This is a genomic window from Ruegeria sp. C2 (assembly GCF_056537765.1).
Genome location: NZ_JBQFRZ010000001.1, coordinates 1,356,922 through 1,371,778, shown reverse-complemented (window position 1 = coordinate 1,371,778; position 14,857 = coordinate 1,356,922). Strand labels below are relative to the sequence as shown.

The 14,857-nt window shown below is 58.1% G+C and carries 14 protein-coding genes; 13 read left to right on the top strand and 1 reads right to left on the bottom strand.

Annotated elements, in window-relative coordinates; translation table 11 throughout:
• Nucleotides 1-129: 129 nt before the first annotated feature.
• The 9 genes from ACR0IV_RS06980 to rpoD all read left to right on the top strand — a co-directional run bounded on the left by ACR0IV_RS06980 (nucleotide 130) and on the right by rpoD (nucleotide 11,446).
• Nucleotides 130-1,560 carry a Glu/Leu/Phe/Val family dehydrogenase gene (locus ACR0IV_RS06980; protein ID WP_480657253.1) on the top strand — a complete coding sequence of 477 codons (1,431 nt, stop codon included), beginning with the start codon at nucleotides 130-132 and terminating at the stop codon, nucleotides 1,558-1,560.
• A 147-nt stretch (nucleotides 1,561-1,707) separates the two neighbouring features.
• Nucleotides 1,708-1,941 (top strand): hypothetical protein, encoded by a 234-nt coding sequence (locus ACR0IV_RS06975; protein WP_480657254.1) that lies wholly within the window; start codon nucleotides 1,708-1,710, stop codon nucleotides 1,939-1,941.
• Nucleotides 1,942-3,195, top strand: coding sequence for a sarcosine oxidase subunit beta family protein (locus ACR0IV_RS06970; RefSeq protein WP_480657255.1), 1,254 nt, complete (start codon nucleotides 1,942-1,944; stop codon nucleotides 3,193-3,195).
• Between the two features lie 55 nt (nucleotides 3,196-3,250).
• Entirely contained in the window at nucleotides 3,251-3,514 is a 264-nt protein-coding gene (locus ACR0IV_RS06965) for a sarcosine oxidase subunit delta (RefSeq protein ID WP_480469358.1), read from the top strand.
• The gene (locus tag ACR0IV_RS06960; protein WP_480657256.1) at nucleotides 3,511-6,444 is read left to right on the top strand and encodes a sarcosine oxidase subunit alpha family protein; all 2,934 of its coding nucleotides are present in this window, start codon (nucleotides 3,511-3,513) and stop codon (nucleotides 6,442-6,444) included. The genes ACR0IV_RS06965 and ACR0IV_RS06960 overlap by 4 nt, the downstream gene beginning before the upstream one ends.
• Entirely contained in the window at nucleotides 6,437-6,982 is a 546-nt protein-coding gene (locus ACR0IV_RS06955) for a sarcosine oxidase subunit gamma (protein WP_480657257.1), read from the top strand. The genes ACR0IV_RS06960 and ACR0IV_RS06955 overlap by 8 nt, the downstream gene beginning before the upstream one ends.
• 34 nt (nucleotides 6,983-7,016) lie before the next feature.
• Nucleotides 7,017-7,313, top strand: coding sequence for a hypothetical protein (locus ACR0IV_RS06950; protein WP_480657258.1), 297 nt, complete (start codon nucleotides 7,017-7,019; stop codon nucleotides 7,311-7,313).
• 80 nt (nucleotides 7,314-7,393) lie between these two features.
• Nucleotides 7,394-9,343 carry a DNA primase gene (gene dnaG, locus ACR0IV_RS06945; protein ID WP_480657259.1) on the top strand — a complete coding sequence of 650 codons (1,950 nt, stop codon included), beginning with the start codon at nucleotides 7,394-7,396 and terminating at the stop codon, nucleotides 9,341-9,343.
• Nucleotides 9,344-9,457: 114 nt separating this feature from the next.
• On the top strand, nucleotides 9,458-11,446 hold the full coding sequence (rpoD, locus tag ACR0IV_RS06940; protein WP_480657260.1) for an RNA polymerase sigma factor RpoD: 1,989 nt from the start codon (nucleotides 9,458-9,460) through the stop codon (nucleotides 11,444-11,446).
• 171 nt (nucleotides 11,447-11,617) lie between these two features.
• Here rpoD and ACR0IV_RS06935 read toward each other — a convergent pair whose 3' ends face one another.
• A complete protein-coding gene (locus tag ACR0IV_RS06935; RefSeq protein WP_480657261.1) occupies nucleotides 11,618-12,637 on the bottom strand; it encodes a helix-turn-helix domain-containing protein in 1,020 nt (339 codons plus the stop codon).
• 316 nt (nucleotides 12,638-12,953) lie between these two features.
• Here ACR0IV_RS06935 and ACR0IV_RS06930 point away from each other — a divergent pair, with 316 nt between their 5' ends.
• The 4 genes from ACR0IV_RS06930 (at nucleotide 12,954) to ACR0IV_RS06915 (ending at nucleotide 14,814) form a co-directional block, all read left to right on the top strand.
• Nucleotides 12,954-13,379 (top strand): thiol-disulfide oxidoreductase DCC family protein, encoded by a 426-nt coding sequence (locus ACR0IV_RS06930; RefSeq protein WP_480657262.1) that lies wholly within the window; start codon nucleotides 12,954-12,956, stop codon nucleotides 13,377-13,379.
• Nucleotides 13,369-13,923 (top strand): DUF4166 domain-containing protein, encoded by a 555-nt coding sequence (locus ACR0IV_RS06925; RefSeq protein WP_480657263.1) that lies wholly within the window; start codon nucleotides 13,369-13,371, stop codon nucleotides 13,921-13,923. The genes ACR0IV_RS06930 and ACR0IV_RS06925 overlap by 11 nt, the downstream gene beginning before the upstream one ends.
• Before the next feature lie 78 nt (nucleotides 13,924-14,001).
• Nucleotides 14,002-14,397 (top strand): hypothetical protein, encoded by a 396-nt coding sequence (locus tag ACR0IV_RS06920; protein WP_480657264.1) that lies wholly within the window; start codon nucleotides 14,002-14,004, stop codon nucleotides 14,395-14,397.
• Between the two features lie 3 nt (nucleotides 14,398-14,400).
• Complete coding sequence (locus tag ACR0IV_RS06915) at nucleotides 14,401-14,814, top strand: secondary thiamine-phosphate synthase enzyme YjbQ (protein ID WP_480657265.1); 414 nt, start codon at nucleotides 14,401-14,403, stop codon at nucleotides 14,812-14,814.
• Nucleotides 14,815-14,857 lie beyond the last annotated feature (43 nt).

Genomic DNA, 14,857 nt, shown 5'->3' with positions numbered 1-14,857 from the left:
GACTTAATGAATTGTTCAAAAGTAGACTTAATGAATTGATCAAAAAATGTGCAGATGGCGATTGCGGCTTAGCGCCAGTGATGCGACAAAACGTCATGACGTTTGCCAGTTACCGGTACGGAGGATTATATGACCGGCATCAAAGAACCCAGCTTTCGTGAGAGTGTTGACCTGATGTTCAACAGGGCCGCGTCCCTGATGGATTTGCCGCCGGGTTTGGAAGAAAAGATACGGGTCTGTAACGCCACCTATACCGTGCGGTTTGGTGTTCGCCTTCGCGGTAAGATCCAGACCTTCACCGGATACCGCTCGGTCCATTCGGAGCACATGGAGCCGGTAAAAGGCGGAATCCGTTATGCGCTGGCTGTGAACCAGGATGAGGTCGAGGCGCTTGCCGCGCTGATGACCTATAAATGTGCGTTGGTTGAAACACCGTTTGGCGGCTCGAAAGGCGGATTGTGCATTGATCCGCGTCAGTATGAAGAACACGAGTTGGAGCAGATCACCCGCCGTTTCGCCTATGAACTGGCCAAGCGTGACCTGATCAACCCGTCTCAGAACGTGCCTGCCCCGGATATGGGAACGGGTGAGCGTGAGATGGCCTGGATGGCTGACCAGTATGCGCGGATGAACACTACAGATATCAACGCGCGGGCCTGTGTGACCGGCAAACCGTTGAATGCGGGCGGCATCTCGGGGCGGGTCGAAGCAACCGGTCGTGGCGTTCAATATGCGTTGCGTGAATTCTTCCGTCATCCCGAAGACGCCAAGAAAGCGGGGTTGTCCGGGAAACTGGATGGCAAGCGCGTGATCGTGCAGGGTCTGGGGAACGTGGGTTATCACGCGGCCAAGTTCCTGAGCGAAGAGGACGGTGCGCGGATTATCGGCATCATCGAGTGGGATGGGGCACTGTTCAATCCCGATGGCATCGATGTTGAGGCGGTGCGCCAGTGGATCGTCAAGCATGGAGGCGTCAAGGACTATCCGGACGCAACACATACCGCAGAAGGTGCGACTGTTCTGGAAGAGGAATGCGATATCCTTATTCCGGCGGCTCTGGAAGGCGTGATCAACCTGACGAATGCCGAGCGCATTAAGGCTCCGCTGATAATCGAAGCCGCGAATGGTCCCGTGACGGCAGGTGCGGACGAGATCCTGCGCAAAAAAGGCACCGTCATTATTCCTGACATGTACGCAAACGCCGGGGGTGTGACGGTATCCTATTTCGAATGGGTCAAGAACCTCAGCCATATCCGGTTCGGACGCATGCAGCGCCGTCAGGAAGAAGCGCGGCATGAGCTTATTGTCAGCGAATTGGAACGGCTGGATCGCTATCTGGGTGATGCATGGTCGATGTCGCCGGACTTCAAAGCCAAGTACCTCAAGGGTGCGGATGAGCTGGAGCTGGTTCGTTCGGGCCTCGATGACACGATGCGGATTGCCTATCAGTCGATGAGTGAGGTTTGGCACAGCCGCGCGGATGTCGAAGATCTGCGGACGGCCGCATATATCGTTGCGATCGACCGCGTTTCGAAGAGCTATCGCGCCAAAGGGCTCTGAGCTCAGCGTATTTAAGAGATATGCCGGACCAACTTTGTTGGTCCGGTTATTGTTGCTGGATGATGTCCACGACAATTGAATAACGACCCCGATGCCTTTGATGGTTTCATTTAGGGTGCCTTCGCTGGTGCCGGGTTTGATGGCGCGTTGACGTTGGAAGACGTCAATGAGCGAAAGATCAGCCAGCAAAGATGGGTACGGCTCAGATTGCAGGCGCTGCATTTCGGCTTCGGCATTGAAGAGGCCCCGCTCTCGCATTTCGCCCGGGTTTCGTCGCCTACAGACAAGTCCATGTCGAAAACGGGAGCGGCGCGCTCTGGAGGCGTTGATACTGCTGGTCAGAGTTGGTTTGATGCCGACCAGAACCGCAGGGAGGTCTGAATGCGTTTTTCCGGCTTGAGAGTTCTCAAGGAAGGGTTGACCGGCAACAAGGGTTGGACGCCGCATTGGCGCGACCCCGAGCCGAAGGCCGAATATGACATCGTTATCATAGGCGGCGGCGGTCACGGTCTTAGCACGGCTTATTACCTGGCCAAAGAGCACGGCTTGACCAATGTAGCTGTACTGGAAAAGGGTTATATCGGCGGTGGCAATGTGGGGCGAAACACGACGATCGTCCGGGCGAACTATTTTCTGCAGGGTAATTCCGAGTTCTATTCGCATTCCCTGAAGCTGTGGGAGGGTCTGGAGGAAGACCTGAACTACAACGTCATGCATTCTCAGCGTGGGATCATCAATCTGTTCCACTCGGATGGACAGCGCGATGCAGCGGCGCGACGTGGGAATATGATGATCAGTCAGGGCGACGACGCGATCATGCTGAGCCGCGACGAGTTGCGCGAAATGGTGCCCTATCTGAATTTCGACGATCTGCGCTTTCCTCTTTATGGGGCGCTCTATCACCCGCGCGGGGGGACGGCGCGCCATGATGCGGTCGCGTGGGGGTATGCGCGCGGCGCGGATCAGCGTGGTGTTGACCTGATTCAGAACTGCGAAGTGACCGGGATTGATATCGAAAACGGTGCCGTGCGCGGCGTGCAGACCACCCGCGGGCCGATCCGGGCGAAGAAAGTGGCGATGGTCGCAGCAGGCCGGTCGGGACAGGTGGCGGCGATGGCAGGGATGCGGCTACCGATAGAGAGTCACGTTTTGCAGGCCTTTGTGACCGAAGGACTCAAACCCTGCATCGATCATGTCGTGACCTTTGGCATGGGGCATTTCTACATCAGCCAGTCCGATAAGGGCGGGCTGGTCTTTGGAGGTGATCTGGATTTCTACGCCTCTTACGCGGCGCGGGGTAATTTGCCGACCGTTGAAAGTGTGATGGAGGCCGGGGTTGCCCTGATGCCGATGATTGGTAAGGCGCGCGTGCTGCGGTCCTGGGGCGGTATCATGGATATGTCGCCCGACGGCTCTCCGATCATTGATCGGACGGATATCGACGGGCTCTATCTGAACTGCGGCTGGAACTACGGCGGGTTCAAGGCGGTTCCGGGCTCGGGCAATGTATTTGCGCATCTGATCGCGACGGGTCGGTATCATGAGAACGCCACCGGTTTCCAGCTCGATCGCTTCCGCACCGGGCGCGGGATCATTGATGAAGAGGGCAAGGGCTCTCAACACAATCTGCATTGAGGGTGGCGATGTCGGATTTGAGTATTTCTGAAAAGATGAAGCAGGGGGCGTGGTCATGAGGATCGCATGTCCGTATTGCGGTGAGCGGGATCGTCGCGAGTTCTATTACCGCGGAGCTGCTGTCGATCTGGAACGTCCGACCCCGGATGCCGGTGAGGCCGCTTGGGATGATTTCGTTTATCTGCGAGACAATCCGGCGGGTCCAACCCGAGAGCTTTGGTATCACGAAGGTGGCTGCGGCGCGTGGATCGTCGTCACCCGCGATACGACCACCCATGAGATGTTGGGAGCGCAATTGGCGTCCGAGGTGAATACATGAGGATCGCGGGCAAGGGGCTGATTGATCGTACGCAAACGGTGCCGTTTGTTTTTGATGGCGTCGGTTATGAGGGGTTTCAGGGCGACACGCTGGCCTCGGCCTTGTTGGCCAATGGCGTCCGCCTCATGGGGCGGTCGTTCAAGTACCACCGCCCGCGCGGTGTTCTGACGGCGGGGAGCGAGGAACCCAACGCCTTGGTGACAGTCGGACAGGGCGCAGCGCAAGAGCCCAATGTGCGCGCCACCATGCAGGAGATCTATCCCGGGCTCGACGCGCGCAGCCAGAACCGTTGGCCCAGCCTTGGTTTCGATGTCATGGCGGTCAACGATCTGGCGGCTCCGTTTCTGGGGGCGGGGTTTTACTACAAGACCTTCATGTGGCCGAAGAGCTTTTGGGAAAAGCTGTATGAACCCGTCATCCGCCGCGCGGCGGGGCTTGGTGCATTATCTGGTGAGGATAATGTCGACAAGTACGAAAGCGCCTATGCCTTCTGTGATCTGCTTGTCATTGGTGCGGGGCCCGCCGGATTGATGGCCGCCTTGACCGCTGCGCGTGCCGGGGCGGATGTCATTCTTGCGGATGAGAACGCGCGAATGGGCGGACGGCTGCTGGCTGAGACCTATGAAGTCGATGACAAGCCGGGTCATGACTGGGCGGGTGAGGTTCTGGCCGAGCTGAGCAGTATGGATAATGTGCGCCTAATGACCCGCACCACGGTTGCGGGGGCATACGATCAGGGCACCTTTGCGGCGTTGGAGAAAGTGCTGCACCACACAGATCGCCGCCCGAACGGCGCTCCGCTAGAGACCTATTGGCGGATCGTGGCAAAACGCTCGGTTCTGGCCGCAGGCGCGTTGGAGCGTCCGGTGGCGTTTCGCGACAATGACCGCCCAGGTATCATGACTGCCGGAGCGGTGCGGGCCTATCTGAACCGCTGGGGTGTCAGCCCGGGAAAGAACGTGACGATCTTTGGCAATACCGACGACATTCATCGTACGGCGCGCGACTTGCTACAGGCCGGTGTCCATGTGGCCGCCGTGATCGATAGCCGCCACGACGCGCCCTTGTCGGATGACTATGAGGTGCTGCGTGGCGCGCAGGTCTGTGGCAGTTCAGGCCGCAAAGGTCTGGAATCGATCACCGTCCGACGAGCCAGTGGCGAAGATCGCATCCATACGGATTGTCTGGCGATGACCGGAGGATGGAACCCCTCGGTACATCTGACCTGCCACATGAATAGTCGTCCGACATGGAAGCGCGAGATTGAAGGCTTCGTGCCAACACCAGGGGCCGTGCCGGGCATGGTGACTGCGGGGGCGTGCAATGGCTCGTTCTCGACCGCGGCCTGCCTGCGCGAAGGCGTTGAGGCGGCTGAAGGCCTACTTGGTGATCTGGGTTTCAAAGTGCCCACGACCGCTTTGCCGCAGGCCGAGGATACGCCTTACGAGATCGCTCAGCTCTGGGCCGTACCCGGCAAAGGGCGCGCGTGGCTGGATTTCCAGAACGATGTGACAGTGAAAGACGTCAAACAAGCGGCGACCGAGAACTTCCGGTCGGTCGAGCATATGAAGCGTTACACCACGCAAGGCATGGCGACGGATCAGGGCAAGAACTCGAACGTGGCGGCGCTGGCCATTTTGGCCGATGCAACCGGGCGCGGGATACCCGAGACCGGGACCACGACGTTCCGCCCGCCCTATTCTCCGATTGCCATCGCGGCGCTGGGCGCAGGGGCCGAAGGTGCAGGGTTCAAACCGCAGCGCTTTACAACCTCGCACAAGGCGACCGTGGCGCGGAAGGCTCCTTTGATCGAGGCTGGGCTTTGGTATCGGCCCAGCTATTTCCCGAAAGATGGAGAAACCAATTGGCGGCAATCCTGCGACCGTGAGGTCAATATGGTGCGTCAGGCAGTTGGGGTGTGCGATGTGTCGACCCTCGGCAAGATCGACATACAGGGGCCGGATGCGGGCGCGTTTCTGGATTTTGTCTATACGAATATGTTCTCGACCCTGAAAGTCGGTCGTGCGCGCTATGGTCTGATGCTGCGCGAAGACGGGTTTGTCATGGATGACGGCACCACGGCGCGGCTGGGCGAGACGCACTATCTGATGACCACCACCACCGCTGCGGCGGGCGAGGTGATGAAACATCTGGAGTTCGTACATCAGGGTCTGCGGCCCGATCTGGATGTGTCGTTCACTTCCGTTACCGAGCAATGGGCGCAGTTCGCGGTGGCCGGACCGAATTCGCGCGAGTTGTTGAACGGGCTACTGGATGAACCTCTCGATGATGAAAACTGGCCATTCATGGCTTGCGGCCCGGTCTCGGTTCTGGGCGTTCGGGGGCGTTTGTTCCGCATCTCGTTCTCGGGCGAGCATGCCTATGAGATCGCCGTGCCTGCACGCTATGGAACGAGCCTATTCGACATTCTGACGGAACGGGCCGAGGCGCTGGGCGGCGGTATGTACGGGATGGAGGCTCTGAACGTTCTTCGGATTGAAAAGGGCTTTATCACGCATGCCGAGATCCACGGGCGAACGACTACCTATGACATCGGCATGGGCCGGATGGTGTCGCAGAAGAAAGACTGTATCGGCAAAACCATGTCTGAACGTGCCGGTCTGGAAGAGCCGGGTCGCGAGCGGTTGGTCGGTTTGAAGCCGATCGGTGAAAGCAGGGAACTGCTGGCCGGCGCTCATCTTTACAACGAAGAGGCTGAACCGGTGCGTACAAATGACCAAGGATATCTGACCTCGGTCTGTTACTCTCCTACGCTGGAGACGATGTTGGGCTTGGGTTTTCTTGCGGACGGACCCGAGAGGTATGGGGAAATCGTGAAAATGGTCGATCATCTGCGCGGCGTTACGACTCTGTGCGAAGTGGTGAACCCGGTCTTCTTTGACCCTGAAGGAGGACGCGTCCGTGGATAAGCTGATCGCCAAAACGCCTTGCGACGGGATGCTGCCTCTGACTGTTGGCTCGGTCACGCTCAGCGAAGAAGAAGCGGGGGCGATCCATTCGATTTCGCCTTTCAAGGGAAAGCAAAAGGCGCTGTCGGAAGCTCTGAAAACAGCGCATGGGATGACCTATCCGTCGGCCAACCGCGCAACGGGTAAAGCGGGTGCGCGGGCAATCTGGTTCGGCCCGGCGCATGCGATGCTGATGGGACCTGTACCTGACGCGACCTTGACCAAGAATGCAGCTATCGTGGACCAATCAGATGCTTGGGCTGTGGTCCGATTAGAGGGCGCTGACGTCGAAGACGTACTGGCGCGCGTGGTGCCAGTCGATCTGCGCGGCACACAATTCAAGCGTGGGCACACTGCGAGGACCTTGCTGTTTCATATGACCACATCGATCACGCGCGTTGGTGAGAACGCGTTTCAGATCATGGTCTTCCGATCCATGGCCGAGACACTGGTTCACGATTTGAAAAGGGCGATGGAAGGCGTCGCCGCGCGCGGGTAAGCTGCACTGAAAGAAACGAATCCGGGAGATCCCCATGTTGCGTATCGCCATCGTTGCGGCCCTGCTGGCCACCCCAGTGGTTGCTCAGGAAACCAAGGAACAAAGCTGTAAGTATCAGGCTGATGTGGTTGCAGCGATACAGAAGGCACGCCTTGACCGGGTCAAGGAACGCGACGTCGCGCAGGCCGTAGCTGATAGCGGCCCGACATGGCCCGAGAACTATAATGCGGCGGTTCCTCTGATTGCGCCTTGGGTATATGAGCAAAAGATGCGCGACGTGCGTAAGAAGGATCTCGGTGCGGCATGGCTGGAGCTATGTTTGCAGCAATAATCCACAGTCCGGACATTTCCCTGTGGACAACCGCGCGCCATGCCCTTGGCGCGCGTTTCGATTTCTGGCAGGTTTGAAAGATGTCTTTGCCCCCCGGATTTCTGGATGAACTACGCACACGCCTAAGCCTGTCGCAGGTTGTCGGGCGCAAGGTCATGTGGGATCAGCGCAAGTCCAATCAGGGTAAGGGCGACATGTGGGCACCGTGCCCGTTTCATCATGAAAAGACTGCCTCGTTCCACGTCGATGATCAGAAGGGGTTCTATTACTGTTTCGGCTGCCACGCCAAAGGGGATGCGATCAGTTTCGTGAAAGAGACTGAGAATGTCTCGTTCATCGAAGCGGTCGAGATTCTGGCGCGCGAGGCCGGGATGCCGATGCCAGCGCGCGATCCTAAAGCTCAAGAGAAACAGGATCGGCGCTCGCAACTGGCTGAGGTGATGGAGCAGGCGGTCCAGTTCTTCCGCCTACAGCTCAAGACCGGGGCTGGAGCCGCAGCGCGCGACTACCTGACCCGTCGGGGACTGGACGCACAGGCTTTGGATCGGTGGGAGATCGGGTTTGCCCCTGACGCTTGGCAGGCGTTGTGGGATCATCTGACCGGCAAGAACGTGGCCGAGGACTTGATCCTAGGAGCCGGTCTGGCCAAGCCGTCGAACAAGGGCAAGAAACCCTATGACACCTTCCGTAACCGGATCATGTACCCGATCCGCGACCCGCGCGGACGCTGCATCGCCTTTGGCGGTCGGGCCATGGACCCCAATGACAACGCCAAATATTTGAACTCGCCTGAGACCGATTTGTTCGACAAAGGGCGCAGCCTCTACAATCACGGCCCTGCGCGGCAGGCGGCGGGGAAGGGGCAGTCTCTGATTGTGGCCGAGGGCTACATGGACGTGATCGCTCTGGCCGAGGCCGGATTTAGCGCGTCGGTTGCGCCTTTAGGGACGGCGATCACCGAGCATCAGTTGCAATTGCTTTGGCGTATCTCAGACGAGCCCATTATCGCTCTGGACGGTGACACCGCTGGTCTGCGTGCGGCGATGCGGGCGGTCGATTTGGCATTGCCGTTGCTGGAGGCGGGCAAATCCTTGCGCTTTGCTTTGATGCCCGAAGGTAAAGACCCCGACGACCTGCTGCGCGCCGAAGGGGCGGGGGCGGTTCAGGCTGTGCTGGATGCTGCAATCCCGATGGTCAAACTGCTGTGGCAACGCGAGACTGACGGCAAGGTCTTCGACAGTCCCGAGCGTAAGGCGGCGCTGGATAAATCCCTGCGTGAGAAGATCAAGCTGATCCGCGACCCCTCGATCCGGTCGCATTACGGGCAGGAAATTAAGGACCTGCGCTGGCAATTGTTTCGCCCACAGCGACAATCGCAAAACCGAACGTGGCAACCGCGCGGAAAATGGCAGCCGCAGGCGCAGCCTGCCACGCCCGGTGCACGCGCGTCGTTTCTGGCGTCGTCCGAGAATGCGGATATCCAGCTACGTGAAGCGGCCATTCTGGCAATTGCCATCCTAAATCCGCAGGTTGTCGTACAATTTGAGCATCAGCTTGAGGAAATGGATTGCCACGATCCCGATCACGCCGCCTTGCGCGAAGCGATCCTGCGCCATGCCATCGACGATCCTGACAACCTGAAAGACCACATCGTTCAAACTTTGGGGCCGGAACCCCTTGAAAACCTGCTGGCCCTTCGCCATGTCGCAGTGATCCCCTGTGTGTACAAACCGGGCGACGTTGAAAAGGCCGAGATGACGCTGGCCGAGGAACTCGCAAAGATCAAAGCGCTCCGGGGGTTGGATGCTGAGATTGCCGAAGCGGCGGAGGAACTGTCCGATCTGGCCGATGAGGCGCTGACATATCGGCTGGCGCAAGCCGCCGAAGAGCGCAACCGCACAAGCCGTAGCCAGAACGAAGACAGGGCCGTATTCGACATCGCCGACAATGGTGCGCGAATCAACCGCGACGAGAAAGACGCGTTTGAGGCCATCATGTCGGGTATCAATTTCGAGCGGAAACGCCGGTAATGTGGTGTTTTCGTAAGGCACTGGAAAAGAAAAACGGGTAAACGGGTGGCCGAATCACTTCTACGCGCTAATGATTCGGACCAAACGAATCACCCATCCCTGCAGGAGCATTGAATGGCCGCCAAGGATACGAACGAAGACCGCAAATCCGACGAGCAGGAACAGGAAATCTCGCTGGACATGAGCCAGGCCCAGGTCAAGAAGATGATCGCCGAGGCCCGCGAGAAAGGTTACATAACCTACGACCAGCTCAATCAGGTTCTGCCGCCTGATCAAGTCAGTTCGGAACAGATCGAAGACGTTATGTCGATGCTGTCCGAAATGGGCATCAACATCATCGAAGATGAAGAGGCCGAGGAGGAAGAGCAGAAGGGCTCGACCGAACTGGTCACGACCGAAGGCCCGCGCGAGGTTGCGCTGGCCGGAGCGCAGACTGAAAAGCTGGACCGTACCGACGACCCCGTGCGCATGTATCTGCGCGAGATGGGCAGCGTCGAACTGCTGAGCCGTGAGGGCGAGATCGCCATCGCCAAGCGGATCGAGGCCGGTCGCAACACGATGATCGCGGGCCTGTGCGAAAGCCCGCTGACCTTCCAGGCGATCACGATCTGGCACGACGAATTGCTGAGCGAAGACATCCTGTTGCGGGACGTTATTGATCTGGAAACCACCTTCGGCAACCAACTGGACGAAGACGGTGACGTCGAAGAACCTGTTGTCGATACCTCTGCGGTGCAGGCTGCAAAGCCGGAAAAAGACACCGGCCCAGAGCTGGACGCTGACGGTAACCCGATTGCCAGCGACGATGACGACGATGAGGACGATCAGGCCAATATGTCTCTTGCCGCAATGGAAGCGGCACTGAAGGATCAGGTTCTGACCACTCTGGAACGCATCTCGACCGATTTTGCGATGCTGTCTGAAATGCAAGACAGCCGGATTTCAGCCACATTGAACGAAGATGGCACCTTCAGCGCCAAGGACGAAGAGACCTATCAGAAACTGCGTGCGGAAATTGTTGAGTTGGTGAACGGTCTGCACCTGCACAACAACCGGATCGAGGCGCTGATTGACCAGCTTTATGGCATCAACCGCCGCGTTATGTCACTGGACAGTTCCATGGTGAAGCTGGCTGATCAGGCTCGGATCAACCGCCGCGAATTCATCGATGCCTATCGCGGGCGCGAGCTCGATCCCAACTGGTTGGCTGAAATGGCCGAAAAGCCGGGCCGGGGCTGGCAGATGTTCATCGAACGCTCGACCGACAAGGTTGAGGAACTGCGCAATGACATGGCTCAGGTCGGGCAATATGTCGGTCTGGATATCCCGGAATTCCGCCGCATCGTGCAGCAGGTACAAAAGGGTGAGAAAGAGGCGCGGCAGGCCAAGAAGGAAATGGTCGAGGCCAACCTTCGTCTGGTGATCTCGATCGCCAAGAAATACACGAACCGTGGCCTGCAATTCCTTGATCTTATTCAGGAAGGTAACATTGGCCTGATGAAGGCGGTGGACAAGTTCGAATATCGCCGCGGCTACAAGTTCTCGACCTACGCCACATGGTGGATTCGTCAGGCGATCACGCGCTCGATTGCTGATCAGGCCCGCACGATCCGTATTCCGGTGCATATGATCGAAACGATCAACAAGCTGGTCCGGACCGGTCGTCAGATGCTGCATGAGATCGGCCGCGAGCCGACGCCGGAAGAGCTGGCCGAAAAGCTGCAGATGCCGCTTGAGAAGGTTCGCAAGGTGATGAAAATCGCCAAAGAGCCGATCAGTCTCGAAACGCCCATCGGCGACGAGGAAGACAGCCAGCTTGGTGATTTCATCGAGGATAAGAATGCCGTGCTGCCACTGGACAGCGCCATTCAGGAAAACCTCAAGGAAACCACCACACGGGTTCTGGCCTCGCTTACGCCGCGTGAAGAACGCGTTCTGCGGATGCGCTTTGGCATTGGCATGAACACTGACCATACGCTGGAAGAAGTTGGTCAGCAGTTCAGCGTGACCCGCGAACGTATCCGTCAGATTGAGGCGAAAGCGCTGCGGAAGCTGAAACATCCCAGCCGGTCGCGGAAACTTCGGTCGTTCCTGGACCAGTAAGTCAAAGGCGCCTTGGGGCGCCTTTTTCTTTGTGCCGTTCACGATGGCCGAACTTCACTTCAATTTGGCGAGAACGCGCAAGGATCGCGTGGTGGCACGCTCTATATCGCGGGTGTCCACTCATGGGACAGGCCGGGGCGAGGTGGTGACGCTGATGACCCTCGGCCACCCTCATCTGCGGTTCAGAGGATGGTCGACGCGTTTGCGGAATGCACTAGGGGCTTGTCCGGTCCAGCGTTTAAAGGCAGTGGAAAAGGCGGCCTGGTCAGAATAGCCCAGGCAATAGGAAATCTCGGACAGGTTCATACCATTCTTGATGAACGTCTGCGCCAGATCGCAGCGCAAATCCTCGACGATCTCACGATAGCTGGCCCCCTCATCCGCCAGCCGACGCGCCAAGGTGCGCGGGCTAAGACCAAGCTGCGCTGCGGCTTCTTCGGCTTGAATGATGCCACCCGGCATTGACCCGGTGATCAGACCTTCGATCTTTGCCCGCGTCTTTTGCTGAGGTGAGCGACGCTCGGCCAGCAGGCGCTCGGCATATTCCAGCAAATGGGCGCGTAGACTGGGGTCATAGGTCGGAACCGGGGTGTCCAGAGATGGCAGCGACAGGATGATCTCAAGCCGTTCCACCCCGAATATCACGGGGAACCCTCCGATTTTCGCGAATGCATCCGCGTGCTGACCAACTTCGTGTTGAAAGCGAATTTCAATCGGTTGCAGCTGGGTTTGTGTTAACGCGCGCATCCGGGCAATGGCCGCGAACAACAGGAACTCGGTGCGGCGGTGATAGCGGTGGAATCCGGGGTCCTTCCAGTTCGCCTCGAGCGAGGCGGAGTTGCCTGACACACGCAGGCGGAAGGCCAGAGCCGGGTCGATGATGCCATGAAAACGTGCGGTGTTCTCCATCACCTGTTTCAGATCGCGTGAATATTTACTGATATAGGCCGTGACGCTTGATGAAGAGCTGAACTGCAGCCCTGCGCTTGCACCAAAGGTGATATCGCCGACCGCGTCGCAGGCATGGCGTACAAACAGCGCCTCTTTATGCGCACTGTACTGAGTTGCTGGTGGAGCGATATCTGACCGTTGCAAATCGCTGTACCCGAGTACGCGATCAACGACCATTGCATTTGCACGGGCCTCAAGTGCGTGGGACAGCAACTGAATTCTGGAGATATCAACGTCCATCTATCCTGCCTGAAACACATGCGAATGTATCTGTACAGCCTAGCGGTAATACTGCACGCAACGCCAGCATTTGGACAATGACCTGAACTCGCAAGGAATTGACCGGAATTGCCAAGACGGACGGCCTGACCCGAAGTATCTTGAAATTGTTGTCGGGTTTGCACCTTTATCGGGGATAAGGTCAGAGCCTGGGCGAGCGGTCTACCAAACCGTCTCAACGGGTTCCCCGGCACCTCCCGTTCCATTCATGTCGCATTGCAGCGGTCCGATGAGCGTGCGAGCATTCCGCAATTCTGCGGCAACTCTTTTAAATATCATGCCAGACCTGACCATGCCGGAAACTGATCTGATCGTCTTTGACGGTGAATGCGTGCTGTGTTCAGGTTTCTTTCGGTTCATGTTGCATCACGACAAGGAACATCGGTTCCTCTTTGCCACTGCGCAGTCTCGGCTTGGGCAAAGACTTTATGCGCAGCTGGGTCTGCCGGTCACGGATTTTGAAACCAATCTGGTCATCGTCAACGGGCGGGTTCACCAAAGGCTGGATGCCTTTGCGGCGGCGATGCGGGCTTTGCCGGGGCTGTGGCGGGTTCTTGCACTTTGCCGATACCTGCCGCGCATCGTAAAAGACCCGCTTTATCATGCGATTGCCCGAAATCGATACGCGTTGTTTGGGCGGCGTCAGACCTGTCTAATTCCTGATCCGTCGCTAACCGAGCGGTTTGCAATCGATGGATTCTGACGACGATCCGTTTTTGCAAGCGCTCGCTGGAGGGCGGGGTCTGTCGCCAGCCGTCCGAGCCTTGCATCGGCGCGAAGGGCGGTATCTCGGGCGTTGCGATGTCACGCGGGGCAGGGGGCCGTTTGTGGCGATGGCTCTGCGTGCCGGTAGGTTCCCGCCCTCGGGCCAGGACCTGCCCGTATCGCTCAACATTCAGCGCGATGGTGACAGATGGATTTGGACGCGTGACTTCGCGGGTCACAAGACCCGTTCGTGGCTCAGCGTTGACCGATCTCGGGACTGCGTCCGCGAGCAAATCGGAGTGCTGACGATTTGGATGCGGCCCAGCCCTGCCGAAGCAGGATTGAGCATCGCGATCCATCGGCTCTGCCTGTTCGGCATTCCGTGCCCGCGGTCTCTGCTGCCCCGATCGGCTTCGACCGAAGGCGAGGATGATCAATCGCGGTTTTGTTTCGACATCTCAGCATATTTGCCCGGAGGTGGTCTGTTGATCCGATATCAGGGTTGGCTGGCACCCGATAACGAAAATCAGGGTGTCGCCTGAAATGATTGTGAGGCACACTGTTCTGACGAGCGCGCCGGGCTAAGCTATACCTCAGGTGGAAACAGGAAGATGGTAACGATGAAACAGTTTATCTCATTGGTGATTGCGGCTCTGATGGCGCTGAGCGTACCTGTCACCGCAAACGCGTCCCGCAATGGTTTTCAGACCGCGGCGATCAACAATACCGAATTCGAAGTTATTCCGCGCGGGCGCCAGGACATTGACGGTTATTGGTGTGCGGCTGCTGACTTTGCACGCCGAAATCTGGGTGCAGGTTGGCAGGACAGGATCTATGTGCTGCGCGGCTATGGCCCAAGTGTCACGACGGGGCGCAAGACAGCTGTTCAGTTTGCGCTGAAGATGCCCGCCAATGTCGATCAGCAAGGCAGTATCTCTGTCGGGTTCAAAGCCGGTGACAGCATGTCGGTACAAGGTGCGAATGGCCGCTGTAATCGCCGGTTGCTGCGCAATTGATACATGGCGCAGTCTGAATTCACGATCCAGACGCAGGGCGCGGGACTCTATGAGTTTACCGCGCCCGTGCGTACGTGGCTGCAGCCGTTTTCAGATGGTTTGCTGACGCTCTTTGTGCGGCATACGTCGTGCTCATTGCTGATCCAGGAAAATGCCGACCCCGAGGTTCAGACCGACTTGCGCGCCTTCTTCGACCGACTGGTGCCGCCTTCGGATCATCCTACGATGTCCTATCTGCGCCACACTTATGAGGGACCGGACGACATGCCTGCTCATATCAAGGCGGCGATGATGCCGGTTTCGCTGTCGATTCCGGTCACAGCCGGGCAGCCTGTTCTGGGCACATGGCAAGGCATCTATCTGTTTGAACACCGTAACGCCCCGCATTTGCGAAAGGTTGCAGCGCACTTCTCGTGACCCTTTATTTAGCGGTGAAAAATTCCGACTACCCAAATCCTAG

Excerpts from the sequence above, each read along its gene's own strand:
- ACR0IV_RS06980 (WP_480657253.1), top strand. The coding sequence starts at position 130 with ATGACCGGCATCAAAGAACCCAGCTTTCGTGAGAGTGTTGACCTGATG.
- ACR0IV_RS06970 (WP_480657255.1), top strand. The coding sequence starts at position 1,942 with ATGCGTTTTTCCGGCTTGAGAGTTCTCAAGGAAGGGTTGACCGGCAAC.
- ACR0IV_RS06965 (WP_480469358.1), top strand. The coding sequence starts at position 3,251 with ATGAGGATCGCATGTCCGTATTGCGGTGAGCGGGATCGTCGCGAGTTC.
- ACR0IV_RS06960 (WP_480657256.1), top strand. The coding sequence starts at position 3,511 with ATGAGGATCGCGGGCAAGGGGCTGATTGATCGTACGCAAACGGTGCCG.
- ACR0IV_RS06950 (WP_480657258.1), top strand. The coding sequence starts at position 7,017 with ATGTTGCGTATCGCCATCGTTGCGGCCCTGCTGGCCACCCCAGTGGTT.
- dnaG (WP_480657259.1), top strand. The coding sequence starts at position 7,394 with ATGTCTTTGCCCCCCGGATTTCTGGATGAACTACGCACACGCCTAAGC.
- rpoD (WP_480657260.1), top strand. The coding sequence starts at position 9,458 with ATGGCCGCCAAGGATACGAACGAAGACCGCAAATCCGACGAGCAGGAA.
- ACR0IV_RS06935 (WP_480657261.1), bottom strand. The coding sequence starts at position 12,637 with ATGGACGTTGATATCTCCAGAATTCAGTTGCTGTCCCACGCACTTGAG.
- ACR0IV_RS06930 (WP_480657262.1), top strand. The coding sequence starts at position 12,954 with ATGCCAGACCTGACCATGCCGGAAACTGATCTGATCGTCTTTGACGGT.
- ACR0IV_RS06925 (WP_480657263.1), top strand. The coding sequence starts at position 13,369 with ATGGATTCTGACGACGATCCGTTTTTGCAAGCGCTCGCTGGAGGGCGG.
- ACR0IV_RS06920 (WP_480657264.1), top strand. The coding sequence starts at position 14,002 with ATGAAACAGTTTATCTCATTGGTGATTGCGGCTCTGATGGCGCTGAGC.
- ACR0IV_RS06915 (WP_480657265.1), top strand. The coding sequence starts at position 14,401 with ATGGCGCAGTCTGAATTCACGATCCAGACGCAGGGCGCGGGACTCTAT.